This is a genomic window from Candidatus Saccharimonas sp., from assembly GCA_015256915.3.
Lineage (GTDB): Bacteria > Patescibacteriota > Saccharimonadia > Saccharimonadales > Saccharimonadaceae > Nanogingivalis.
In genome coordinates, this window is the sequence record CP076101.2 from 183,576 (window position 1) to 206,631 (window position 23,056).

A 23,056-nucleotide genomic window follows, 5' to 3' on the forward strand; every position below is an offset into this window, starting at 1 on the left:
ACAGAAAATTTGGTGCTAACTAAATATAGGAAACACTCTTTCAAAAACAGAAAGGGTGTTTTTTTGCATAAAATATGCTAAAATAAAATAAAGATAATCTAAACTAAAAGGAGAAATATGAAAATTGCATTAATTGGTTTTGGGCTCGAAGCAAAAAGTGCTTATGATTATTTTAAAAGTATTGATCAAAATATTACTTTTGAAATTTATGACGAAAACTCAAAAAGTAAAATTGAGCTACCAAATGGTGTTAAATTCTTTGGTGATTTTCATGATTTTTCAAAAATTCAAGCAGATTTGATTGTGCGAACACCTGCAGTTAATCCTAGCCGTTTGCCAAAAAGTGCTAAAATTACATCTGTTACAAATTTATTTTTTGAAAAATGCCCAGCATCAATTATTGGTGTAACCGGCTCAAAAGGTAAGGGAACGGTATCGAGTTTTATTGCTGAAATTTTGCGTGCAGCCGGTTTGAAGGTTTATCTTGTTGGCAATATTGGCTTACCAGCGCTTAATGAGCTTTCAAAAATTCAAAAAGATGATGCCGTGATTTATGAGCTCAGTAGCTTTCAGCTTTGGGATGCTCAAAAATCGCCACATATTGCAATTTTAAATAATCTTGAAGTTGATCACCTTGATGTTCATGATGGCTTTGAAGATTATGTGGCTGCAAAAATGAATATTGCTAAGAATCAAACCGAGAATGATTTTTTTATTTTTAATGCTGAAAATCCAATAGTTTTAAAAAATGTTGAAAACTTAAAAAATCAGCTCAAGGCAGAACTTCAGCCTTTTCGGGATTATAATTTAGCCCATATTCAGGAAAACCATTTTTTATGGGGAGATGAAGTTCTCTTCGAAACTAATATTTTGAAAATTCCAGGCGAACACAATCAAAAAAATGCTTGTGCCGCAATGATTGCAACTTTTGATTTTTTGCGTGAAAAAGGTTTTGAAAATGAGGAAATATTCGATTTTTGGCGAGAAGGGCTTTCGAAATTTGCAGGTTTACCGCATCGGTTAAAATTTGTTCGTGAGTTTGAGGGTGTGCGATTTTATGATGATTCCATTGCAACCACACCGGGTAGTGCGATTGCTGCACTAAATTCTTTCGAAAAGCCAAAAATTTTAATTCTTGGCGGAAGCAATAAAGGTGCTGATTTAAGTGGGCTGATTGAAAAAATTGCAAAAATGCCAGAGCAAGAACTTCGAAAGGTAATTTTAATGGGGGCAGAATCTGAAAAACTAGCCCAGAAATTGATATCAAGCGGATTCGAGCGGTTTATAAATCTAGGTGCAAAAACAAATATGCAAGAAGTTGTAAAAACTGCTTTCAAAAACGCGAAAAGTGGCGATGTGGTTATTTTAAGTCCAGCTCATGCCAGTTTTGATATGTTTAAGAGTTATATTGATCGCGGTGAACAATTTGTTGAAAATGCAAACCTTTTATGATAAAATTTATATTATGAGTAAAAAACAAGTTAAATCTACAAAGAAACCTGCTTTAAAAATAAAAGCAGTAGACCCAAAAGCACAATTTGCGGGTTTTAAAAAATTCATTAAAGATCAAGGATTGATCGGAATGGCGATCGGTTTAATTCTCGGAACGGCTTCTGGCGATCTTGTTAAATCTTTGATTAATAATATCATTATGCCACCACTTGGTTTCGTTCTTGGATCAGCCGAAGGTTTGAAAGGTGTTGTTTGGAATATGGGAAAAACACCAGCAGGTAAAGAGGCAGTTCTTTCTTACGGTGCATTTTTGAACGATGTCATTAACTTTTTGGTAATTGCATTCGTTGTATATTTCGTACTTTTGTTTGTTGAAAAACTTTTCACAGACGATGATATTGAAGCAGAGGCTGAAGAGGCAGCAAAGAAATAAATTATGGATAAGCTGAAAGCTCGTGTTGGCGAAATTTTAAATGAGCTTGAAAAAGCGAGCTTGAAGCTTAATCTTGAAAGCAAAAAAAATCAAATCTCAGATTTAGAGGTTGAAATTTCGAATCCAGAAATTTGGCTAAACCCTAAAACTGCACAAGAAAAAGTTAAAAAACTTGCTGATTTAAACAAGGAAATCCACCCTTGGTTGGTTTTAAAAACGCAAGTTAAAGACATTCTAGAATTAATAAATCTTAGCGACGATGAGCTTCTTGAAGAGTTTGAAGCTCAAATTTTGCAATTCGAAAATGATTTCGAAGAGCTAAAAAAACAGCTTTTATTTGATGGAGAATTTGACAGCGGTGATGCGATCGTTCGAATTACGGCTGGTGTTGGCGGAACTGATGCGCAAGATTTTGCTGAAATGTTGGAGCGGATGTACTTGCGTTGGGCTGAAAAAAATAAACTCAAAACCGAGCAAATTGAGCGAAGTATTGGTGAAGAAGCTGGAATTAAAACTAGTGTTTTCGAAATTCAAGGTCTTTATGCTTATGGTAAAATGCGAAGTGAAAATGGTGTGCATCGTTTGGTGCGAATTTCGCCGTTTAACAGTGGTGGAACTCGTGAAACGTCTTTTGCCTTAGTTGAAGTTTTGCCAAAAATTGATACGCCAGAACATGTTGAAATTACTGAAAAAGACCTTCGAGTTGATGTTTATCGTTCTGGCGGAAAGGGCGGGCAAGGTGTAAATACAACTGATTCGGCTGTACGAATTACACATATTCCAACTGGTACGGTTGTGGCAATTCAGAATGAGCGCTCGCAAACGCAAAATAAAGAAACCGCAATGAATATTTTGCGCGGAAAGCTCGTGCAAATGAAAATGGAACAGCACGCACAGAATTTGAGTGAGCTTCAAGCTGGAAAATCTGCTGATTGGGGCACGCAAATTCGAAATTATGTTCTAAACCCCTATAAAATAGTTAAAGACACACGAACCAAATATGAAGAAAAAGATGTTGAAAAGGTCTTAAATGGCGAAATTGACGGATTTATCTTTGCATTTTTAGAAAGTTCGAAAGAATAAAACATAAGCATATAACAAAACTTTAATTTTGTGATACGCTTATTTTACAATAAACTTTTAAAAAACTCTTGCAATAAAAAAGCTTATACTGTATAATTAATAAAGGTTGGCTCTTTAGCTCAGTTGGTAGAGCAGAGGCCTGAAGAGCCTTGTGTCCCCAGTTCAAGTCTGGGAGGAGCCACCAATTTTTGATAAATTCCGCTTTGGCGGTTTTTTATTTTTATAAAATAAAGTTTCGAAAAGCACTTGAAAAATTTAAAAACATAAGTATAATGGTAAATATGAATAGATTCAAAAAAGGTGCAGTTAAAGGTTCAACAATCGCAATTATTCTGTTGAGCATCGGTTTTGCTGGTGCTGGTTCATTTGGAATTTGGGCTTACATTGAATACAATAATGTAAAAACAGATGTTGAAGGAAAGATTGATTTACAGGTTGCTGAAGGAAAACGAAAACAGCAAGAAGATGATGAAAAGAAATATAATGAAGAGCGACGAAAAACTGTTAAAGAATTTCGTGCTCCAGAAGATTTAGGAAAGGTAACTTTTAGTTATCCAACATTTTGGAATCAATATGTTGAATCTAATGGTTCTGATCGAAAGGGGTTCTTCTCTTATTTCTATCCAGATACAGTGCCACCAGTTCCAAAAGACGGTAAAGATACTCAGCGTTTCGGTTTGCGCGTAGCTATTTATGAGAAGAGTGTAGACGAAGTTCTTAAAGAATTTAACGAAGCTATCAAAAAGGGTGAGCTTTCTTCTGAAGCCGTAACGGTTAATGGATATCCAGCAACAAAAATTGCAGGCTTATTCCCTGGGCCAGAGAAGAATAATCGAATTCGTGGAACAGCTTATTATTTTAAATTAAACAGCAAAACTTTGATGATTCGAACTGATGCCGATACTTACAATAATGTCTTGAACGAAAATATTTTAAGCACTCTGAAAATGGATTAGCTTTCAAAAATAGCAAAAATTTGCTATAATAAAAATATGGATGAGCGGGAGTTTTTAAATCTGGTAGCAAAAGAAAGTAGTTTTCTTATTGCTGCTCACGAGATGAAAACCCCGCTTTCAATTATTCGCCAGCTTTCTTTAACTTTAAATGATGAGGAGACTGAGCTTTCTAATTCTGAAAAAAGCCGAATTCTACGCCAAATTGACATCACTAGTGAAAGGGCTTTGCGACTCGTTCAAGATTTAACTAGAATTTCAAAACTTGAAGATGCAATGTTCGAGCTTGAGCCTATAAATTCAAAAAAAATCTGTAATGATGTGGTTGCAGAAATTGCCGATGTCTTCAAACTTCATGGTAGAGTTATTAGGTTTAAAAATGTTCGAAAAAATGAGTTAATCATGGCGAATTATGAATTGCTTCGTTCAATTTTGATGAACTTCTCAGATAACGCACTTTATTCTTCGAACGAAAAGAGCGAAGTTGAGATTAAAATTTCAAATATTGGTGAAAAAGTTCGAATTTCAGTTCGAGATTATGGCGAAGAATTACCGCTTTCAATTTGGCGTTCAATTAAAAAACAGAATCATCAGCCAGTTCGAGCGAATTCTCGGCCGCAGAGTTCTGGCTTGGGTATTTTTATTGCTCAAAGTTTTGCGGCGGCAATGGGAGCAAAAATCGGTGTGATCCGCCATCGTGATGGAAACACTTTTTATGTTGATTTAAACCGTTCTGGTCAGTTGAGTTTATTGTGAAAAAAATTTTAATTATTGAAGATAATACAATCTTGGCAGATAATTTTGAAATAATTTTGCGTTCAAATTTTTTAATTTCAAAAGTTAATTCTGCGCAAAAAGCAATCTTAGAGATTGATAGAAGTTTACCAGACTTAATTTTTCTCGATATTTTGCTTGAAGGGCATTCTGCTTTTGCTCTTTTAAATGAATTACAGAGCTATGCCGATACGGCAAAAATTCCAGTGGTGATTTGCTCAGACTTAGCAAGTGAAATAGATTTCGAAAGTTTAAAATTGTTCAATGTTCGCCATATTTTTGATAAATCTCAGGTTTCACCAAAAGAAATTCGCACAAAAATCAAGGAGATTTTAGATGAATAATTCACGCAAAAAAACTCTGGCTATAGTTTTGCGGCGAACTGATTTTGGCGAGGCCGACCGGATTGTAAATTTATTAACTCCAAATGGTAAACAGGTGGCAATTGCGCGTGGCGTTCGAAAACCAAAATCAAAGCTTGCTGGTGGAATTGAGTTTTTTTCGCTAAATGAAGTGGTTTTAATTGAAGGAAAAAGCGAAATGAAAACGCTTTCTTCAGCGAGAATGTGCGAGTTTTTTGGTGAAATTTTAAAAGATTTTGAAAGAACTGATTTTGCCTACCAAGCAATTAAAAAGGTTTCGAATCTTTGCGAACATATTGAATCGGTTGAATTTTTCGAAATTTTGTTAAAAGTCTTTCGCAGTTTGAATGATTTTGGAATCAGCTTAGATTTGGTTCGAAAATGGTTTATTCTTAAAATCGCAGAATTTTCTGGCGATGAAATTAATCTTGAAACAGATAAAAATGGCAAGAAATTGCAGGAAAATTTAAGGTATGATTTTGATTTTTATGATAAGGTTTTTGTTGAAAGTTTTAGCGGTAAATTTGATGCAAATGATATTAAATTTTTGCGACTAATGGTTTCAAGCGAGCCAAAAGTTGTTTCAAAAATTAAAGGTTGTGACATTTTTTTGAACAAAATTGAAGAGATAATCCCAAGATTTTAAAATAGGCTTTTGAAAGTCTATTTTTGTTATTTACTTTTAAAAAAGAAAGTGGTATAATAATTTTAAGCATAAGTGTTTATATAATTAAAAAGGGAGAAAAAATGAATTTTCGAAGTAAAATAACAATTTTTATTCTTGCTGCGTTATTCTCAATAGTTAGCTTTGGCTCTTCTGCCTTTGCTGCCAAGGACATAACCAGCCAGCTAAAGATTGAGCCTAAGAGCATTAAGAGTAGCGGGCGCGAGTGGTCGATCGACATTTCTGGCCAGAATGTTAAAGAAGGGGACTGGGCGGCTTTTCGTGCTGAAAATATATCGTTGATTCCGGGTAATAGTGTTGACTTGAAATACAAGAATGATAAAATTGGTATTATTTCTGTAGATAAGATTTATAGTGATGGGCACGGATTGAACGTTTCAAGTGTTGTTCGTAATGATGAAAATGCCAAACCAGGATCTACTGTCTGGCAGGGGAAAATTGTTTTCAATAAGAATATTGAAAAATATGCCGATTTTAAAACCTCTATTTCTAACAATAATACTAATTATTTCTCATATGTAAATCGTGATGTTACTGTAGAAACTAAAATTATTGGTAGCACTACTTTAAAAGGTGAAGATGTTAAACTCACTAAACAGCCTCTGATAAATATAAACAAGACAACTACCGGTCTTAGTGGGGCTCAATTTAATTCTAATAGTGGTGGTTCTGTCTTTGGTCCAACTATAGTTTATTCTAAGAATGACCCTATCAAGGCTGGCTCTAAGATTAAAATTACTATGACCGAAGATTCTTCGATCCGTTTTGATGATAAGACTTATCCTGTTGGCTCGACTGTATTGTTAAACAGAATGCGTGAAAGTATAACCGCTTCCACCCCTGTAAATAAATATGGTGTTTACTTTGTTGGTGGACCTTCTATGGAGTTAAAGGTTGTTTCTCGCTCTGAGACCGAGATAGTTCTTGAATTTGTTAAAGATGCACCCGCAGTAGACGGTATCTATAGGGGCTGGATTTCTTCTATAAAAGTGGTAGATGGTTCGGCTATTAAAAACGGAACTATCAATGATGTTAAACATATAGTTGATTTAGTTGCACCTAACGGAAATACTATTGATAAGAGGGGATTCAATGGAAGTGCGCCGATATTTGGTAGCAACGTAGAAACCTATGCCAAAATCCGCAAGCCGGAAGCAAAGCCACAAAAACCTGCACCTGTACCAACTCCAGCTCAACCGCAACCGGCTGTTGAGGTTTCAAAAGATGAAAAGCCTTCATCATCAAAAGTTCAAGCTCCAAACACTGGTTTTGAAAAATCTCAAAATTTCATTATTCTAGCTTTTGCCATTTTGGGTGTAACTACTGCAGTAGTTTTTCGCAAAAAATTGGCAAAAATAAAAATCTAATTTTATAGCAATTTAAACAAAAAGCTCTCGAAAAACGGGAGCTTTTTTGGTATAATAGTTAAAAGATTATACGGAGGAAAAATGAAGAACGAAGATTTGATGGACAAAATTGTTAGTCTTGCTAAACGGCGGGGTTTTATTTGGCAAGGTAGTGAAGTTTATGGTGGAATGCGCGGAACTTGGGACTACGGCCCACTTGGGCTAGCTTTAAAGCGCAAAATTATGAATGAATGGTGGGAATTCTTTGTTGAAAATCGTGAAGACATGTTTGGCGTTGATGCTGCAATAATCATGAATCCAAAAGTTTGGCAGGCGAGTGGTCATGCTGCAACTTTTGCCGACCCTTTGGTGGAAGATTTAAAAACAGGCGAGCGATATCGTGCTGATCACCTTTTAAAAGATGCCGGAATTGAGGCGGAAGGACTTTCAAACGAGAAAATTACTGAAATCATCCGTGAGCAAGGCTTGAAATCGCCAAAAGGAAATGAACTTAGTGAAGTTCGAAGTTTCAACATGATGTTTCAAACTAATGTTGGTGCAGTGGTGAATGAGAATTCAACCGCGTATCTTCGACCAGAAACTGCTCAGGGAATTTTTACTAATTACAAAAATGTAGTTGATTCGTTTTATCCAAGTTTGCCATTTGGTCTTGCGCAACAAGGAAAAGCTTTTCGAAACGAGATTTCGCCCCGAGATTTTGTTTTTCGTTCTCGCGAGTTTGAACAAATGGAGATTGAATATTTTGTAGATCCTGAGAATTGGGAAGCTGAATTTGAAAAATTGCTTAGGCTAGTTCGAAAATTCTTAACTGAAAAAATGTGCTTGCCACAAAGTTCACTATATGAACTTGAAGTTCCAGAAGAAGACCGCGCGCATTATTCAAAACGCACTGTTGATTTTGAATTTAATTATCCAATCGGCAAAGAAGAGCTGATGGGGATTGCTTATCGCACTGATTTTGATCTTGCTAATATCCAGCGGGCAAGTGGCAAGAATATGGAATATACTGATAAGCAAACGCGCAAAAAGTTCATTCCTCATGTGATTGAGCCAAGTTTTGGCGTTGAACGGCTTTTGATGGCGATTCTTTCTAATGCTTATCGCGAGGTTGAAACCGATGGCAAAACTCGTATTTTTTTGGCATTACCTGAAAATCTTGCTCCAACAAAAATCATTGTGGCACCACTTCTTAAAAATAAAGAAGCTTTGGTTGAAAAAGCACGAGAAATCTATCTTGAACTTCGCCAAAAATACAAAAATGTTGAATTTGATTTGAGCGGAAAAGTTGGAAAAGTTTATGCCAAGGCTGATGAAATCGGTGTACCAAAAGTTGTTGTAATTGATTTTGACACAATTGAGGGCGATGGCTCGGTGAGTGTTCGAAATCGAGATGACGCCTCGCAAATTCGCGTAAAATCGAGCGAGATTTAATGAAAAAAATTAGTTCATCGCGAAACCCTTTGGTTAAAAAACTTGTTCAACTTTCGAATAAACAAAGCTTTCGAAACAAACAGGGGTTAACTATTATTGAGGGGGTTCATTTGGTTAGCGAATGGCTTAAAGCTTTTGGCTCACCGGAGATTTGCGTTGTTTCAAGTTCTTCTAAAAGTTTTGAGGTTGAGCAAGTGATTAAAAAATGCGAAGAACTTGGTGTTGAAATTGTTGAGCTTGAGTCGAATATTTATACCAAAATTAGCCCCGTAATTGAAGGCGTTGGAATACTTTTTGTTGTAAAAATATCAACTTTTCAAGATGTTGACTTTCGAAAAGATACGATTTTTCTTGAAAAGATTCAAGATCCGGGTAATCTTGGCACAATTTTGCGTAGTGCAGTTGGTTTTGGCGTTGAACAAATTATTTGCTCGAAAGGGACTGTTTCGGCCTGGTCACCGAAAGTGTTACGATCTGGAATGGGAGCACATTTTAAACTAAAAATTTTTGAAAACCAAGATTTAAATTTATTAGTTGATAAAATGCAAGTTCCAGTTTTTGCTACAAGTTTGAGAGCTAAAAAATCAATTTACGATGAGGATTTTACAACAAAAACGGCTTGGATTTTTGGTAACGAAGGTTCTGGTGTTTCTAGTGAGCTACTTTCGAAAATTGAAAATCAAGTAATGATTCCGCAGGTTGGCGAAATTGAAAGCTTAAATGTAGCAATGGCCGCTACAGTCTGTTTGGCAGAACAATCTAGACAAAGGTTGAAGCATGAGCATCTTGGCGAAATCTAAATAATATGGTATAATCGAATTATGAAGAAAGTTATCGTAAAGGCAAAAATTAAAAATAAGGTTGATTTTATCAAAAGAATAACGGATACGGGGCATGATTTTGGGCGAGTTGTTTTTCAGAATGATCGCGTATTTTTACCACGAGGTTTTCAGCCAAGTAGAAATTTACCAAAGTTGATGATTAGAACAGAGATTATTGATCCAAAACGCAAACCTTGGTATCAGCTGATTCAAAAGCGTCATATTGATGCTGAAAATGTTGATTTAATTCATGAAACGCCGGTTTTAAATTATTCTGAAACAGCGCATATTGTTCAGCAGCTTGGCTTTGAAATGAAAGTTGAGGTGCTTCGAAATCGCCAGAAACTTCAGGTTGAAGACACTACTTTCTTTTTAGACGATGTTGAAGGATTGGGAACTTTCATTAAACTTGAACGAGAGGTGAAAAAAGGTGATAATCCAGATGGAATTCGCCAAGAATTGTGGGATGTTCTAGAAGTTCTAGGAATCGACAGAACCGCATACTCACCAGAAAACTATACAGCGCAACTTCTTCGAAAGAAAAAAGCTAAAAAATAACTCAAAAATCACTCGAAAGGGTGATTTTAGTTAATTTTTTTAAATAAGCTTGAACACTTTGAAAAAAGCTGGTATAATAAAAAGTGATGATATTATTAGATCGTGTGACAAAAGTTTATGGTAATTCAAAAACTCCTGCGATTAACAGGGTTAGCCTTCATATTAAGCCAAAAGAGTTTGTTATTTTGGTTGGAACGAGTGGTGCGGGAAAATCCTCACTTTTAAAAATGCTCACTCGTGAAGAAAAACAAACCAGCGGTAAAATTGTTGTTGGTGGAATTGATTATGACAAATTGCGAGATAAGGATATTCCACTTTTGCGGCGCCGAATTGGTGTGATTTTTCAAGATTTTAAGCTTTTGCCAAATCGAACCGTTTTCGAAAATGTAGCTTTTGCGCTTGAAATTGCCGGAATGACTAATCATGAGATTAAAGCGACTGTTCCAAAAGTTATTAAACTTGTTGGTCTTGAAGGAAAAGAGGGAAATTTTCCACATCAGTTAAGTGGTGGTGAAAGGCAACGTGTAGCGATTGCCCGGGCAATCGCTCGCCAGCCAAAAATTCTAATTGCCGATGAGCCAACAGGGAATCTTGACCCAAAGCATAGTTGGGACATTATTAGACTACTTGAAAAAATTAATGATTACGGAACAACAGTTGTCTTAACTACGCATAATGTTGAAATTGTAAATAAACTTAAACGGCGTGTAATTACCTTAAATGGTGGAAAAATTACTCACGACCAATCACAAGGGGAGTATAGGCAATAATGAGAGAGGAAAATTTAAAACATCATAAAATTAAAGGCTCTCAAGTGCAGCAAGGTAGAAAAAAACAAAATTCGAAAGTTATTATGCAACATAAACAGCGTCGCCGCAAAACTTTAACTCTTTGGCGAATTACAAAATATGGTGCAAATAGCTTTGTTCGAAATGCTTGGCTTTCGGTTGCCGCAACTGCTGTGATGACTGTTACTTTGGTGATTATTTTTGGTTCACTCCTTGCACGTTCAATTTTGATGGATACGGTTGATGACATTAAAAATAAAGTCGATATGTCTATCTATCTTAAAAAAGGTGTTTCAAATTCTGATATTTTAAAAATGCAAAAAGCAATTAAAGATTTACCTTCAGTTACAGATATAACATACATTTCACCACAAGAGGCACGTGATAGATTTGCTCGAAAAAATTCGGCTGATGCGGATATTCGAAAAGCCTTAATTGAATCGAACAATGAATTTTTTGGAATTTTTAATGTTAAACTTGTGGATATTTCGAATTCAACAGAGTTAAAAAATCTTGTTGAAAATAATAAGCTAATTAAATCAAATCTCGATCCAGATCATCCACCAACATATGCAAGTGATCGAAACGAGATTATTAAAAATATCTCAAATACAATTAATTTTGCTGAAAAAGTTGGAATTTTAGCTGGCTCAATTTTTGTAATCATTGCTAGTTTAATTATTTTTAATACAATTCGAATGGCTATTTTTAACCGTAGAGAAGAGATTTATATGATGAAATTAATTGGTGCAAATAAAAGTTTTATTGCTGGACCATTTTTGGTTGAAGCAGTGATTTGTGGAACAATCGCAGCAATTTTAGCCTCAATAATTGGCTATACTATAATTTTTCTTTCGAAATCTCGGCTCGAAGCTTATGGAATTATCATTTCGCCTGTAATTTCATTCTTGCAAGTTTATGGATTTTTGGTTGTTCTGGGGCTGGTAGTTGTTGGTTCATTTATTGGCGTTGTTTCAGCATTTACGGCAACAAGAAAATATCTAAAAATATAGAAAGGGGCTTGTTTTCGAAAAAAGATTGTGGTATAATCTATTTAAGAATAAAGTTAAAATAAAAAGAAAAATAACTATGAAAAAGATTAAGAAGAAGAATTTAGTGATAAATGGCGCAATTTCTCTTGGAGTTGTTGTTGCTGGTGTTATTGCGGCTTTGCCAAAAAGTGCTGAAGCCGAGAAGAGCGTTGAACAGCTCGATAAAGAAATTAAAGCTCTGGAATCTCAAATTAGTGGTGCGGAATCTCGTGCGAGCGATCTTAGAAATAAAGCGCAAACACTTCAAAATGAGCTTAGCGGTATTGAAAATGAAAAAGCTACAATTCAATCGCAAATTGCAATATATCAAAAACAATATGAAAAGCTACAGCTTGAAATTAAAAATAATGAAGAGAGTATTGAACGAAATCGAAATGCTTTGGGTTCTATTTTGGCGGCAATGTCGCTTGAAGATAATATCACACCAATTGAACGGATCGCAGGAAGCAACAATCTTTCGAAAGCGCTTGATAATTTTGAATATCAAAGTGCAGTTAAAAGCCAGTTGGTTGAAAAGGTTGATAGTATTAAGCGAGCGAAAGCTGAACTTGAAAAGCAGCGAGATGAAGTTAAAGTTGCTTTAACTAACCAGCAGCAAGCTGAATCTGCGCTTCAAGAAAAAATTCGCCAGCAGAATGAATTAATTGCTCAAACTAAAAATGATGAAGCAGAATATACAAAATATGCGAACGAGCGAAACTCACAAAAAGCAGCTCTTCAAAAACAGCAGCAAGATATGATTCAGGCTCAAATTTTGCGAGCAGCTCGAGCAGCCGGTAGTGGGTCTCTTCCACAGGCTATTGCTGGAACAAGCAGTTACCCTTGGAATGATGCAAACTGTTTTGTTGATGCGAATGCAGTAAGTTATGGCGGTGCAGATGGAAATGGAACAGATGGCTATGGCTATGGTTGTCGCCAATGTGTGAGCTATGTTGCATGGAAATTACGTGCAACGAAAGGTATTAACGCTGCATATTGGGGTAATGCTAAAGATGTGCCAGCTAGCGCACGGCGAGCAGGATTCCGAACTGGAAGTACTCCAAAAGTTGGATCATTCGGCGTAATGAGCGGCGGTCAATATGGTCACATTGTTTGGGTTGAGGCTGTGAATGGTAATATGGTTACGATTTCGCAGTATAATTACTTTGTTAATGGTAGATGGGGTCAATTCTCAACAATGACCGTACCTGCAAGCACTTATGATACATATGTGTATTTCGATTAATATTTAGCGAGCCAGTTTATCTGACTCGCTTTTTATTATTTGCTTTAAATTATTTAGAAAATGAGATGGTGTTTCTCGATGGAATGAAAGTATTTTATATAAAAATATTCAAAAAAGATATAATTTTAATAAAAATGCAAATGTTTCTAAATTTAATCATATAATTCTACTATTGCAATTGCTGAATAGCTAAGTTATAATATGAAAAGCTGTTCATAATAATATAAACCATGTTTATGAACAAGCACCTATAGAAGATAGTCGGCTAATATTCCAAAAAATTGATTTTCTAAAAACTATTTTTTGTACTTTTTAGTATACAGCAGGAGGGGGTTTAAAAATGTCAGAAGAAAAACAAATAACTAGTGCTGAATTTGGTAGAAGATTAATAGAAGATAATAGGGAATTAATACGAATAATAGGTACTGCCCTTTATCCAGCAATTGAACAACTGAAATTATATCAAGAAGCTCGGAAAGAAATTAGAAGTATGAAATTAGAAAAAAGGACTTCATATGAGCTTAAAGTTCAAGACACGGCAATCGCCTGGGAAAAAGAATATCTAAGTAGAAAAAACTTTTAGTCAGTCTTCAAGACCCAAAAAATGGGTCTTTTTTATTTTAACGCTCTTCTAAAATATGTCTAACCTGCCACAATTACAGAAAAGAGAAATTTTGGCAAAATTATCACAAGAACAGTGCAAATTCAAATTATTTTAAAGCATTAAATATTAAACTTATCTTTCAGAACTTATTTTTTTTGTTATGCTTGTGCTTTTGTGATATAATGGAATTTATGGATAGAGGTAAAAAAGTTGAACGCTCAACGCTAGTTTTGGTTTCAGTTTTCATGCTGGTTTTAGGCTTTGCGGGTGGCTCAAGAATAGATGATATTAGAAATTTAATTGCGCCAGTTTTTGGGTTGAAAAAGGTTGAAAGAATAGATTTTTCGAATGTCGAAAAAACTTATCAAGCTTTAGCCTCAAATTTTGATGGTGAAATTGATAAACAAAAAATTATTGATGGTGCTTCGAAAGGTTTAGTTGAAGCGGTGGGAGACAAATATACGGAGTATATGACTTCTAAAGAAGCCGAAGAATTCAATAAGAGCTTAAGTGGTGACGTTGGAACGGGAATTGGTGTTGAGCTCGCAAAAGATGGCGATTCTGTTAAAGTTGTGCGAGTTTTAGCTAAAAATCCAGCCGAAAGTGCAGGAATTTTAGCAGGCGATGTAATTTCGAAAGTCAATGGTGAAGATGTTTCGAAAGAAAATACTTCTGAAATTAGCAAAAAAATTCGTGGAGATGCTGGAACAACTGTTAAGATTGGTGTAGTTCGTGGCAATGAAAAGAAAGAATTCTCAGTAACTCGTGCAAAAATTGAAAATCCAAGCGTAGAACTCACGAAGAAAGACGGCGTTGCAACACTTTCAATTTATCGATTTGATAATGAAACTGGTGTTTTGGCGAAAAAATATGCTGAAGAAATTAAAAATGAGGGAATTTCAAAAGTTATTTTAGATTTGCGTGGAAATGGCGGCGGATATGTTCAAGCTGCAAAAACTGTTGCGAGCTTGTGGCTTGAAAAAAATGCTTTGATCGTTAGTGAAAAAACTGGTTCAAAAACGGTTGAGGAGATTCGAGCGACTGGTGACAATCCTTTGAAGGGTACTAAAACTGTAATTCTGCTTGACGGCTCCTCGGCTAGTGCAAGTGAAATCGTTGCAGGCGCTTTAAAAGAATATAAAGCTGCTCAAATTGTTGGTGAAAAATCTTATGGTAAGGGAAGTGTTCAAACTACTATTGATATGCCAAACGGAGCTTTATTGAAAGTTACGATCGCGAAATGGTTTACGCCAGGTGGAAAAAATATTTCGAATAATGGGATTTCACCAGATATTAAAGTGAGCGCACCAAAGGGCGAAAGTTATTTATTAAACGATATTCAAAAAAACAAGGCGTTAGAAATTTTAAAATAATTGCAAGAACTATTTAGGAGGGAAAATGGAAGCAAGAAAAAAGATCTTATTAGTCGAAGATGATGAGGTTTTGGCTAGCGTATATCGTGCAAGGCTTGAGATGGAAGATTTTGAAGTTATGGAAGTTCATGACGGCGAGCAAGCGTTGACTGCAGCTTTAAGATATCGTCCAGATTTAATGATTCTTGATGCAATGATGCCAAAAATCTCGGGCTTTGATGTGTTAGATATTCTTAGAAATACTCCTGAAACAATGAATCTGCAAATTATTATGCTTACTGCTTTAAGCCAAGAAAGTGATCGTGAGCGAGCTGAAAAACTTGGCGTTGATGAATATCTTGTTAAGTCTCAGGTGATGATTTCAGATGTGATTGAGAAAGTTCGTGAACATTTGGGCATTGGTGAGGATTACTAACAGGTCCAAAATGAGTAAAATAAAAAATGAGTCAATCTTTCGAAAGGCTCATTTTTATTGCAATTACGCAGCAACAACTTCTACAACTGTACGTCGTTCTGTCTTGCCAGTAAATTTTCGCTTTTGAATTTGTTTGAACTTCACAACACCGTTTTGCTTAGCGTGGATTGTAAAGTTTCGGCTCATGTAAGTTCCTTCACCAGCTAATTTGGTTGCGCCAGTTTGTCGAACGAGAACTTCACCCTCATTGACTTTTTGACCGCCAAATCGTTTTACGCCTAAGCGTTGGCCAGCGTTATTGTGGATATTCTTACTTGTACCACCAGCTTTAACTTTTGACATTTTTACTCCTTATTAGTACTAATAATTCACGCGCCACAACTTGATTTTCGCGATAATATATTAAATCTTGTGGTTTAACGCGCATAAATTCCTTTCTATTATAACCCAGCTCATTTAAAAAGTCAATAAGTGGAAGGTGAGAAAAATCACCATTTTGTGTTTTCCAGGCAGGAACGGCAATACAAATCTGTGTATCTTCTGGAATTTGCTGCGATAAATTCTTTAAAAAGTTCGAAATTATACGGTTGCAATTTTCGCGAACTTTTGCTAATTTTTTGGGTGAAGGTGGAGCAGAGAATGGTTGCCCTAAGTAAGTCTCGCAAACTACACTTGAAAGTTTTTTTGCAAAACTCCATTTTTCAATTGTAGCATCAGCTTCATAAATTTCTCCAAGTTCACCATGCGGTTTAAACTCTCGCACAAACCAATCACTATTTTCTTTCGAGAACTCCACCATCTTTTCGCTCAAATCTGTCCCGTTTGCTTTAAAACCTTTTAGAAGTGCTTCTTGAATAACTGTGCCAGTTCCACAAAAAGGATCGAGGATTTCTGGCTTTTCGAAAGTTTTTTTACCAAAAAGTGCTTGAATCTGTGGCTGATTTTCGCCAACACCGAGATTGATCATTGTTTGAGCGAGTTTTGGCGGCAGCATTCCAACAAAAGCATCACGCTTCGGTCTGTTTTGATCGCGTCTAGCGTAGCTTGTGATATTTTGTGCACCTTCACTTAAAGCAATAATTGTTTTTTTGCCGCCACGAACTACTAAAATTTCGATTTTTTTCTCGCTTAAGCCAAGCTTATTATTATGCGAAATTGCGGTTGAAAGCTCAGTATTTTTTGAAGGGATTATTCGCACTGAAACGCCGTGATTTTTAAGCTTTTGTTTAATAATTGTTCCAGTTTTCGAAACTTCGTTTGCCCGAGTTTTTAAGCCATAGGTTGAAATTCCTAGTGTGATTTTTCCGCTAAAATCCGCAAAATCGTGTTCAAAAATTTTGGTTATTTTTTTTGAAACATCTCGCCAATCCGTTGAATTGACTTCAAAAACAACTTGGCCTGTTTTTAAAATTGAGCCAAAATGCGAAACATTGAGTTTTTCAGTTTCTATAAGACAGGCGTAATCGCCAAGCGCATGAATTTTTTCTCCGCTAAAAACGCTTTCGAGTTCGGCAATTCCTATGCTCGGCTGTCGCCCTAAAATTGCAATTTTCATTTTAAAATTATAACATAAAATAAGCTTAATATCAAAGCAAAAACATATTGATATTTTTTTCGATTAATGATAAAATCAAATAGACATAAGAGTAATGGAAATAAGAAAGGTGGAATAAATAAATAAATGCAAGATCTAAAACTCAAAAAGCTTATCTGTCTAGATAAGCCTGCAGAAAACAATTTGGTTTCTGCAGCTCCATCTCCAACGGATAGAAAAACAGAAACTGTAGCTGCTCAACCAGCTCCAAAAAATATTCAAGCTCCAAACACTGGGGCACAAAACACAACAGGAATTATTGCAACGATCCTTGTTCTAGCTCTAATCCTTGGACTAACAACTCTCATTACTTCAAAGCTAGGTAAGAAATCTAAAAAGATTATTCTTTCAATCTTCATGCTAGCTACAGCTACATTTGGTGGAATTAATGCTTTTTCAAAACTTTCTTACGCCGAAACCCTAGTTGACGGCAAACCTTGCCAAACTACTGGTTACACTGACTACGAGGTTGGGGCGAATGTTACTGTGGGCATTAATATTGACGCATCTTACAACAAACCACAGCTTTTCATAAAAGTCAAAGGAACTGGCGATCCAGAAAAAGACAAAGCAGCTCTAGCCGCAGAGATTGACAAGCTAAAAGATGACAAGGAATTGCTTAATAGTGTTATAAGAAATTTTAAAGAGAGCAATCCTACATCAGATATTGTTGCTGAAAAATTTAAAGGAAGATTTAAACAGGACATTTCTAAATCTCCAAAACAAGACGAGGAAAAGCAGATATATCAGATTTATGCCGATTTTACAGCTTCCCGAATTTCTCGGCCACCACAATAATCTTAATAACTATCAAAAATAGCACCAAAGGGTGTTATTTTTATTTTGCGTTTATGCTATAATATATTACATGGAAGATGAAATTAGAACTGGATATTCAGAAAATACCGAAAACAAACAATACGAAATAGAAGAAAAAAACCACGAGGTTGAATTTTCTTTAGAGAAAGACGACTCGACTGATATTTTTCAATGGGCGAATTTAACAGATGGAATTAAGGGTGAGCTTGATGTAGAATTTTTCTTATTTAATAAAAATTTTGTGCCTTTTACAACTAGTTTTTCAAGCGAATTGAACTCGCAAATTAAGCCGTTGTTTTTGTTTGATATGATTAATTTCGTAAATATGGGTGCAGGAACTGGTTTGAGCGTGCGAGACTATGAAATGGATGGTGGCGCGGGCAAAGATGTGCTTTTAAAAACTGAACTACAAAAAGTTCAACACGCTAATGCGCTATTAAATATAATTGAAACGCAATATTCCGACATTGTGGAATTTAATGAAAACGAACATGATTTTAAGCGGATTAAAGGAATTTTGGCAAGGTTTACAAATTCGAAAGGCGAGAAATTTTATGTTGCTAAACAAATTATGCAAGGGCAGGTTTTGCGCGGAGCAACAGCTTGGGAATTTCGAAATGGTAAATTTGGTGCATTTGAGCCTGAATTTGGTTTAAAAATCCAGCCAGATAATCAAGTTTTGATCGTAAATAATGATATTTTTATTTTCAATCAAGGAAAATTTGAAAAACTCTTTAATTACGATTATAAAAAACAAGTTTTAGCTGATAAAAAAGTTTTGGAAATCGAAAGAAAGTATAAATTGAGTTTTCCTGATGGTTTAGATTTGCAAACTTTGGTTCGCGAGCATAAAAAGGCTGCTACGAAATTACAAAAAATGGATGAAATTGGTGAAATTTCGCAAGAAAAAGTGGTTGAATACGCCGATGAAATGCAGCTTGAATTAATGACGGACGACAACGGTGCAATCATTATTATGGATAGTAACGATTTAGATATGTTCGTGAATTTAATTAATGAAGATTACATCTTGAGCGAAATCACTGGTCGCCGTTATGAAATTAAAAGCAAAAAGTTGCTCGACGACCCAGAAGGTGAACCGCCACGAATGATCGGAAGCGAGTAGTTTTCGAAAATGAAGCAAGCGTTAGCACTAGAGATTATGCTCTCAGGCGAAAATGTTTTTTTAACTGGTGCAGCGGGAAGTGGAAAAACTTTCACACTTAACCAGTTTATTAAGCTTGCAAAAAATTCTGGAAAAAAGGTTAGCGTTACGGCTACCACTGGTTTAGCGGCAACTCATCTTGGAGGAAACACTATTCACGCTTGGAGCGGAATTGGAATTTATGATTATCTTTCGAAAAAATTTTTTGAAAAATTCCCAAAAACGCGGGCTGAAATTATTAAAAATACAGATATTCTGGTTGTTGATGAAATTTCTATGTTGCATGATTTTCGACTAGACATGGTTGAAGAAATTTGTCGCACAATTCGCCAAAATGATAAACCTTTCGGTGGAATTCAGATAATTTTATGTGGTGATTTTTTTCAGCTACCGCCAATTAACCGAGCTGGTGGGCGAACTGGTGGTTTTGCGATTCATTCGAATGCCTGGAAGCTTGCCAAATTTACGATTTGCTATCTTGAGGAAAATCACCGTCAAAAAAATGATGAACTATCTGAAATTTTAAACGCACTTAGAGCGGATGATTTACGTCGAAAGCACGCTCAAAGTTTGCTTGATCGCATTGATGTTGAGCTCAGTTTTAAAAGTGATGATTTTTCGAAAAACTTAACCGAACTCCACACTACTAATATAGATGTTGATAAAATAAATGAACAAAAACTTACCGAACTTGAAGGTGAGGAGTTTCATTTTGCGCAAACCACAACTGGTGCGAAAAACTATATTGAAACTTTACAGAAGTCTGTTCTTGCGCCGGAACTATTGCGACTCAAAAAAGGTGCTTTAGTGATGGCAGTAAAAAATGCCCAAAACCGCCAATACGTGAACGGTTCAATTGGAGAAGTTATTGATTTTGAAAGATCAACAGATTACCCAATTGTTCAATTTCGAAATGGCAAAATTATTACAATGGTGCCAGAAACTTGGGAGATGCGTGATGGTGAAAAAAAGCGAGCAAGTATTATGCAAATTCCACTCCGGCTGGCATATGCAATTACGGTTCATAAAAGTCAAGGAATGACACTCGATGCCGCTCGAATCGACCTTCGAAAAGCCTTTTCTGAAGGAATGGGTTATGTGGCACTTTCTCGTGTTCGCTCTCTTGATAGACTTTATTTGCTTGGAATAAATCGCACTGCTTTGATGGTTAGTGAAGAAGCGCGGAAGATTGATTTTATACTTAAAAATGAAAGTTTAAAAGCCGAAAAGCGTTTTTCGCACTTAAAAGAAGTTGCTAAAAAGCGTGAAGCAGGCGAAATTGTTGAGGTACAACCATCAAAAACAACTTGGGCTGAAAAGCTTGAAAAAATGCGGCAAGAATATCCAAATGCGTATCGTGCGTGGAGACTTGTTGATGATTCGAAATTACAAGAAATGGTTTTCGAAAATGGCAAAATTGATGCAGATTTAATTGCTAAATTGAGTAAAGAACTAGGCCGTCACAAAGGCTCGATTGTAGCTCGCATAAAAAAACTCTTTGGCGAAGATGCTATATAAAGTAGATTTTTAGTTAATTTATTTTAAAATTAATTGAGTGCAAAAGACTTTCGAAAATTCGAGAGTCTTTTAGTTTTGATTATTTTTATGGAATAGTAAGGCTAAAGGCTCAAAAATATGAAAACAATAAAATAGTGAAATGTCAAAAAATAAAATAAAATAAAACTATGCAATGTCAAGCGAACAAAATATTGGCAGAGGGTTTTGAAATGTTTTAAAATAATTTAGCATAAAAGCTATTGACTTTTTAAAAAACTTATGCTATTATATAAACATAAAAAACAATTAAGATCAAATAAGTCAAATAAACAAAAAAGGAAAAAAATGACAAAAAAACAAACAGAAACAAAAATTGCTAAAAAAACTACAGCTAAAAAAGTTGCTGAAAAAACTACAAAAGTTTCAAAAAAAGAGCAAGATATTAAAAAAGCTAAAACTTTGCTTACAAATAATGGAATTATTATCGCTGAAGATGGAACAGTAGTGGTTGACCAAGTTACGCAAGATTTTCGAAGTGCAGTTTTAGTTCTTTCACTTGCAATCAATCTTGTTGTATTTGTAACATATTTGATTCTAATGTCTACAACAAAATATGATACTGCATTAATTAGCGCATTATTGCCACGATAAATTAGTTTTCAACAATTAAACACAAGCATTGTGGAAAAGCGGGGAATATCTGTTAAAAGGCTTGCTTTTCCACATAGTTGTGGAAAAATATATAAAAAATTATTTCTAAATTTGCGTGTTTGTCAAAAATAGGTCTTGCGAAAAAAAATAATTCGCGGTAAACTTAAATCAGTGGCAACGACAGAAACAAACAGAAAAACCACTAAACAAAAATAAAAGCACGTTAAAATAGATGTAGTTTTTAGTTTAAGGTCAACTATCTGGTGATTAAACAGCTGGACAAATTCCAGTAACCAGGTTAAAATAATAGCTGGAGCACATTTTAAAACCTCCCAAAATAAAACTCCACCTCATATATAAGTCTCTCAAACAGCAATATGGTTGGCTATACGCCAAGCAAGAAGCTAAACTTATAATGAATCTTAAAACAAAAATATAACAAAAACAAAAAGTTTAATCATCAGTTAGGTGGCTTTAAATTTATGAATTACACAGAAGAATCAGTTCACATACCAGTTTTATTGCAAGCGAGTCTGCAACAAATCCAGCCAAAGAGAGGTGAAAGTTATCTTGATCTTACGGCAGGATATGGAGGGCACGCTGGCGAATTTTTGCGTATAACCGAGAATTTCAAAAACTCGGTTTTAGTTGATAGGGATGAAAATGCAATTCGCACGCTTCAGCGGTTTAAAAATGAAGGTGTAGAGATTTTACACAAAGATTTTCTTTCGGCCGCAAAAGAATTGGTAAAAAGAGGTCAAAAATTTGATATAATTTTGGCAGATTTGGGTGTTTCTTCACCTCAGTTAGATATTGCAGAAAGGGGATTTTCTTTTCGAAAAGATGGCCCACTTGATATGCGAATGAATCCTGCGCAGAAAAAAACAGCGGCAGATATTGTGAATTTCGCAAGCAGGAATGAACTTTTGCAAATTTTAATTGAATTTGGCGAAGAAAAGCGCGGTTTTGCTGAAAGAATCGTTTCGAAAATTTTAGAATTTCGAAAAAAGCAGAGAATTGAGACCACAACGCAGCTGGCTGATTTAATTTTAAGCGTGCACAAAGGCGGTTGGCAGAAAACGCACCCCGCAACGCGCACTTTTCAGGCGATTCGAATCGCGGTAAATAATGAACTTCAACAAGTTGAGGAGGTTTTAAAATTACTTCCGAAACTGTTAAATTTAGGTGGAAGAGTTGGAATTATAACTTTTCACAGTCTTGAAGATAAAATAGTGAAGAATTATTTCAAAGATGATTCAAAAAAAGGTTTAGAGTCTAAATTTCAGACGATTACTAAAAAACCGCTTGATAGTGCGAAAGAAGATGTTAATAATCCGCGAGCCCGCAGCGCAAAGTTGCGAGTAAGCATTAGAAAATAAAAAAAACAAAAGGAGGCGAGATGCCAAAAACAATCAAAGTAAGCTACGCTAACGAACAAGCTCGCGTAAAAGTTAATTTTCGATAGTATTTGACGCTTTCGAAAAACAAAAACAAAAATTTAAAACAGAAACTAAACTTTAGAGCACCAGCCGAAAAACTGGTCTGGTGCTTTATTTTATTGAATATTAAATTTAACGCAACAAAAAACCAATGTATAAAACAAACACAAATTATGTTAGTCGCCGTCGCCAAACACAAGTTTCGTCGCGGTCATATGGAAGAAATAACAATATCGCTATTTTTCAGCCAACAGCAAAACTTGGTGCAGTAACGCAATTTTTGATGCTTGGTGTTTTGATTGCAGTTCTTGGAATTATCTTCTTAATGAATTCTTCTAAACCGGCACTTTATGGAAACGAAATTCAGCAAATTGATTCGAAAATTTCAGATTTAGAAACTAAAAAAGCTGATTTAGAAGTGGAAAACGCACGACTTACAGCGCTTTCGAATATTGAAAATAGCGAAGTCGCAAAGAAAATGACAACTCCAGCGTCAGTTTCTTACGCAAAATAAG

The 23,056-nt window shown here is 35.4% G+C and carries 25 protein-coding genes and 1 tRNA gene; 24 read left to right on the forward strand and 2 right to left on the reverse strand.

The window, feature by feature from the left end; genetic code table 11:
* Window positions 1-117 precede the first annotated feature (117 nt).
* The 18 genes from murD (at window position 118) to HXL38_001050 (ending at window position 15,376) form a co-directional block, all read left to right on the forward strand.
* Complete coding sequence (gene murD / locus HXL38_000960) at window positions 118-1,452, forward strand: UDP-N-acetylmuramoyl-L-alanine--D-glutamate ligase (GenBank protein ID QWB91130.2); 1,335 nt, start codon at window positions 118-120, stop codon at window positions 1,450-1,452.
* Between the two features lie 13 nt (window positions 1,453-1,465).
* Window positions 1,466-1,885, forward strand: a complete 420-nt coding sequence (locus tag HXL38_000970; protein ID QWB91132.1) for an MscL family protein — start codon at window positions 1,466-1,468, stop codon at window positions 1,883-1,885.
* A 3-nt stretch (window positions 1,886-1,888) separates the two neighbouring features.
* Window positions 1,889-2,968 carry a peptide chain release factor 2 gene (gene prfB / locus HXL38_000975; protein QWB91133.1) on the forward strand — a complete coding sequence of 360 codons (1,080 nt, stop codon included), beginning with the start codon at window positions 1,889-1,891 and terminating at the stop codon, window positions 2,966-2,968.
* Between the two features lie 108 nt (window positions 2,969-3,076).
* Window positions 3,077-3,152, forward strand: a tRNA-Phe gene (locus tag HXL38_000980).
* Between the two features lie 97 nt (window positions 3,153-3,249).
* Window positions 3,250-3,924 (forward strand): hypothetical protein, encoded by a 675-nt coding sequence (locus HXL38_000985; GenBank protein QWB91134.1) that lies wholly within the window; start codon window positions 3,250-3,252, stop codon window positions 3,922-3,924.
* A 36-nt stretch (window positions 3,925-3,960) separates the two neighbouring features.
* Window positions 3,961-4,677 (forward strand): HAMP domain-containing histidine kinase, encoded by a 717-nt coding sequence (locus HXL38_000990; protein QWB91135.2) that lies wholly within the window; start codon window positions 3,961-3,963, stop codon window positions 4,675-4,677.
* A complete protein-coding gene (locus HXL38_000995; protein QWB91136.1) occupies window positions 4,674-5,039 on the forward strand; it encodes a response regulator in 366 nt (121 codons plus the stop codon). The genes HXL38_000990 and HXL38_000995 overlap by 4 nt, the downstream gene beginning before the upstream one ends.
* Window positions 5,032-5,703 (forward strand): DNA repair protein RecO, encoded by a 672-nt coding sequence (recO, locus tag HXL38_001000; protein QWB91137.1) that lies wholly within the window; start codon window positions 5,032-5,034, stop codon window positions 5,701-5,703. The genes HXL38_000995 and recO overlap by 8 nt, the downstream gene beginning before the upstream one ends.
* A gap of 101 nt (window positions 5,704-5,804) precedes the next feature.
* Window positions 5,805-7,109 carry a hypothetical protein gene (locus tag HXL38_001005; protein ID QWB91138.1) on the forward strand — a complete coding sequence of 435 codons (1,305 nt, stop codon included), beginning with the start codon at window positions 5,805-5,807 and terminating at the stop codon, window positions 7,107-7,109.
* Window positions 7,110-7,190: 81 nt separating this feature from the next.
* Complete coding sequence (locus HXL38_001010; protein QWB91139.2) at window positions 7,191-8,540, forward strand: glycine--tRNA ligase; 1,350 nt, start codon at window positions 7,191-7,193, stop codon at window positions 8,538-8,540.
* Window positions 8,540-9,340, forward strand: coding sequence for an RNA methyltransferase (locus HXL38_001015; protein QWB91140.1), 801 nt, complete (start codon window positions 8,540-8,542; stop codon window positions 9,338-9,340). The genes HXL38_001010 and HXL38_001015 overlap by 1 nt, the downstream gene beginning before the upstream one ends.
* Window positions 9,341-9,361: 21 nt before the next feature.
* Window positions 9,362-9,919 (forward strand): CYTH domain-containing protein, encoded by a 558-nt coding sequence (locus HXL38_001020; protein QWB91141.1) that lies wholly within the window; start codon window positions 9,362-9,364, stop codon window positions 9,917-9,919.
* Between the two features lie 86 nt (window positions 9,920-10,005).
* A complete protein-coding gene (gene ftsE, locus HXL38_001025) occupies window positions 10,006-10,689 on the forward strand; it encodes a cell division ATP-binding protein FtsE (protein ID QWB91142.2) in 684 nt (227 codons plus the stop codon).
* On the forward strand, window positions 10,689-11,720 hold the full coding sequence (locus HXL38_001030) for a permease-like cell division protein FtsX (protein ID QWB91143.1): 1,032 nt from the start codon (window positions 10,689-10,691) through the stop codon (window positions 11,718-11,720). The genes ftsE and HXL38_001030 overlap by 1 nt, the downstream gene beginning before the upstream one ends.
* A gap of 76 nt (window positions 11,721-11,796) precedes the next feature.
* On the forward strand, window positions 11,797-12,984 hold the full coding sequence (locus HXL38_001035) for a CHAP domain-containing protein (GenBank protein ID QWB91144.1): 1,188 nt from the start codon (window positions 11,797-11,799) through the stop codon (window positions 12,982-12,984).
* 340 nt (window positions 12,985-13,324) lie between these two features.
* The gene (locus HXL38_001040; protein QWB91145.1) at window positions 13,325-13,567 is read left to right on the forward strand and encodes a hypothetical protein; all 243 of its coding nucleotides are present in this window, start codon (window positions 13,325-13,327) and stop codon (window positions 13,565-13,567) included.
* A gap of 212 nt (window positions 13,568-13,779) precedes the next feature.
* Complete coding sequence (locus HXL38_001045) at window positions 13,780-14,961, forward strand: S41 family peptidase (GenBank protein ID QWB91146.1); 1,182 nt, start codon at window positions 13,780-13,782, stop codon at window positions 14,959-14,961.
* Between the two features lie 25 nt (window positions 14,962-14,986).
* Window positions 14,987-15,376, forward strand: a complete 390-nt coding sequence (locus HXL38_001050; protein QWB91147.2) for a response regulator — start codon at window positions 14,987-14,989, stop codon at window positions 15,374-15,376.
* Window positions 15,377-15,439: 63 nt separating this feature from the next.
* Here HXL38_001050 and HXL38_001055 read toward each other — a convergent pair whose 3' ends face one another.
* Window positions 15,440-15,718: a bL27 family ribosomal protein gene (locus HXL38_001055; GenBank protein QWB91148.2), complete on the reverse strand. Its 279-nt coding sequence runs from the start codon at window positions 15,716-15,718 to the stop codon at window positions 15,440-15,442.
* The gene (locus HXL38_001060; GenBank protein QWB91149.2) at window positions 15,705-16,931 is read right to left on the reverse strand and encodes a hypothetical protein; all 1,227 of its coding nucleotides are present in this window, start codon (window positions 16,929-16,931) and stop codon (window positions 15,705-15,707) included. The genes HXL38_001055 and HXL38_001060 overlap by 14 nt, the downstream gene beginning before the upstream one ends.
* Window positions 16,932-17,057: 126 nt before the next feature.
* Between HXL38_001060 and HXL38_001065 the strand changes: the two genes are divergently transcribed.
* From HXL38_001065 to HXL38_001090, 6 genes are all read left to right on the forward strand, one after another.
* Entirely contained in the window at window positions 17,058-17,768 is a 711-nt protein-coding gene (locus HXL38_001065; protein QWB91150.1) for a hypothetical protein, read from the forward strand.
* 70 nt (window positions 17,769-17,838) lie between these two features.
* Complete coding sequence (locus HXL38_001070; GenBank protein QWB91151.1) at window positions 17,839-18,915, forward strand: DUF4868 domain-containing protein; 1,077 nt, start codon at window positions 17,839-17,841, stop codon at window positions 18,913-18,915.
* Window positions 18,916-18,924: 9 nt separating this feature from the next.
* A complete protein-coding gene (locus HXL38_001075) occupies window positions 18,925-20,472 on the forward strand; it encodes an AAA family ATPase (GenBank protein QWB91152.1) in 1,548 nt (515 codons plus the stop codon).
* A gap of 324 nt (window positions 20,473-20,796) precedes the next feature.
* Window positions 20,797-21,102: a hypothetical protein gene (locus HXL38_001080; protein ID QWB91153.1), complete on the forward strand. Its 306-nt coding sequence runs from the start codon at window positions 20,797-20,799 to the stop codon at window positions 21,100-21,102.
* Between the two features lie 482 nt (window positions 21,103-21,584).
* On the forward strand, window positions 21,585-22,481 hold the full coding sequence (gene rsmH / locus HXL38_001085; GenBank protein QWB91154.2) for a 16S rRNA (cytosine(1402)-N(4))-methyltransferase RsmH: 897 nt from the start codon (window positions 21,585-21,587) through the stop codon (window positions 22,479-22,481).
* Window positions 22,482-22,692: 211 nt separating this feature from the next.
* On the forward strand, window positions 22,693-23,055 hold the full coding sequence (locus HXL38_001090; protein QWB91155.1) for a hypothetical protein: 363 nt from the start codon (window positions 22,693-22,695) through the stop codon (window positions 23,053-23,055).
* Window position 23,056 lies beyond the last annotated feature (1 nt).

What these genes read in the sequence shown, in the direction of transcription:
- murD (QWB91130.2), top strand. Translation starts at nt 118, where the DNA reads ATGAAAATTGCATTAATTGGTTTTGGGCTCGAAGCAAAAAGTGCTTAT.
- HXL38_000970 (QWB91132.1), top strand. Translation starts at nt 1,466, where the DNA reads ATGAGTAAAAAACAAGTTAAATCTACAAAGAAACCTGCTTTAAAAATA.
- prfB (QWB91133.1), top strand. Translation starts at nt 1,889, where the DNA reads ATGGATAAGCTGAAAGCTCGTGTTGGCGAAATTTTAAATGAGCTTGAA.
- HXL38_000985 (QWB91134.1), top strand. Translation starts at nt 3,250, where the DNA reads ATGAATAGATTCAAAAAAGGTGCAGTTAAAGGTTCAACAATCGCAATT.
- HXL38_000990 (QWB91135.2), top strand. Translation starts at nt 3,961, where the DNA reads ATGGATGAGCGGGAGTTTTTAAATCTGGTAGCAAAAGAAAGTAGTTTT.
- recO (QWB91137.1), top strand. Translation starts at nt 5,032, where the DNA reads ATGAATAATTCACGCAAAAAAACTCTGGCTATAGTTTTGCGGCGAACT.
- HXL38_001005 (QWB91138.1), top strand. Translation starts at nt 5,805, where the DNA reads ATGAATTTTCGAAGTAAAATAACAATTTTTATTCTTGCTGCGTTATTC.
- HXL38_001010 (QWB91139.2), top strand. Translation starts at nt 7,191, where the DNA reads ATGAAGAACGAAGATTTGATGGACAAAATTGTTAGTCTTGCTAAACGG.
- HXL38_001015 (QWB91140.1), top strand. Translation starts at nt 8,540, where the DNA reads ATGAAAAAAATTAGTTCATCGCGAAACCCTTTGGTTAAAAAACTTGTT.
- HXL38_001020 (QWB91141.1), top strand. Translation starts at nt 9,362, where the DNA reads ATGAAGAAAGTTATCGTAAAGGCAAAAATTAAAAATAAGGTTGATTTT.
- ftsE (QWB91142.2), top strand. Translation starts at nt 10,006, where the DNA reads ATGATATTATTAGATCGTGTGACAAAAGTTTATGGTAATTCAAAAACT.
- HXL38_001030 (QWB91143.1), top strand. Translation starts at nt 10,689, where the DNA reads ATGAGAGAGGAAAATTTAAAACATCATAAAATTAAAGGCTCTCAAGTG.
- HXL38_001035 (QWB91144.1), top strand. Translation starts at nt 11,797, where the DNA reads ATGAAAAAGATTAAGAAGAAGAATTTAGTGATAAATGGCGCAATTTCT.
- HXL38_001040 (QWB91145.1), top strand. Translation starts at nt 13,325, where the DNA reads ATGTCAGAAGAAAAACAAATAACTAGTGCTGAATTTGGTAGAAGATTA.
- HXL38_001045 (QWB91146.1), top strand. Translation starts at nt 13,780, where the DNA reads ATGGATAGAGGTAAAAAAGTTGAACGCTCAACGCTAGTTTTGGTTTCA.
- HXL38_001050 (QWB91147.2), top strand. Translation starts at nt 14,987, where the DNA reads ATGGAAGCAAGAAAAAAGATCTTATTAGTCGAAGATGATGAGGTTTTG.
- HXL38_001055 (QWB91148.2), bottom strand. Translation starts at nt 15,718, where the DNA reads ATGTCAAAAGTTAAAGCTGGTGGTACAAGTAAGAATATCCACAATAAC.
- HXL38_001060 (QWB91149.2), bottom strand. Translation starts at nt 16,931, where the DNA reads ATGAAAATTGCAATTTTAGGGCGACAGCCGAGCATAGGAATTGCCGAA.
- HXL38_001065 (QWB91150.1), top strand. Translation starts at nt 17,058, where the DNA reads ATGCAAGATCTAAAACTCAAAAAGCTTATCTGTCTAGATAAGCCTGCA.
- HXL38_001070 (QWB91151.1), top strand. Translation starts at nt 17,839, where the DNA reads ATGGAAGATGAAATTAGAACTGGATATTCAGAAAATACCGAAAACAAA.
- HXL38_001075 (QWB91152.1), top strand. Translation starts at nt 18,925, where the DNA reads ATGAAGCAAGCGTTAGCACTAGAGATTATGCTCTCAGGCGAAAATGTT.
- HXL38_001080 (QWB91153.1), top strand. Translation starts at nt 20,797, where the DNA reads ATGACAAAAAAACAAACAGAAACAAAAATTGCTAAAAAAACTACAGCT.
- rsmH (QWB91154.2), top strand. Translation starts at nt 21,585, where the DNA reads ATGAATTACACAGAAGAATCAGTTCACATACCAGTTTTATTGCAAGCG.
- HXL38_001090 (QWB91155.1), top strand. Translation starts at nt 22,693, where the DNA reads ATGTATAAAACAAACACAAATTATGTTAGTCGCCGTCGCCAAACACAA.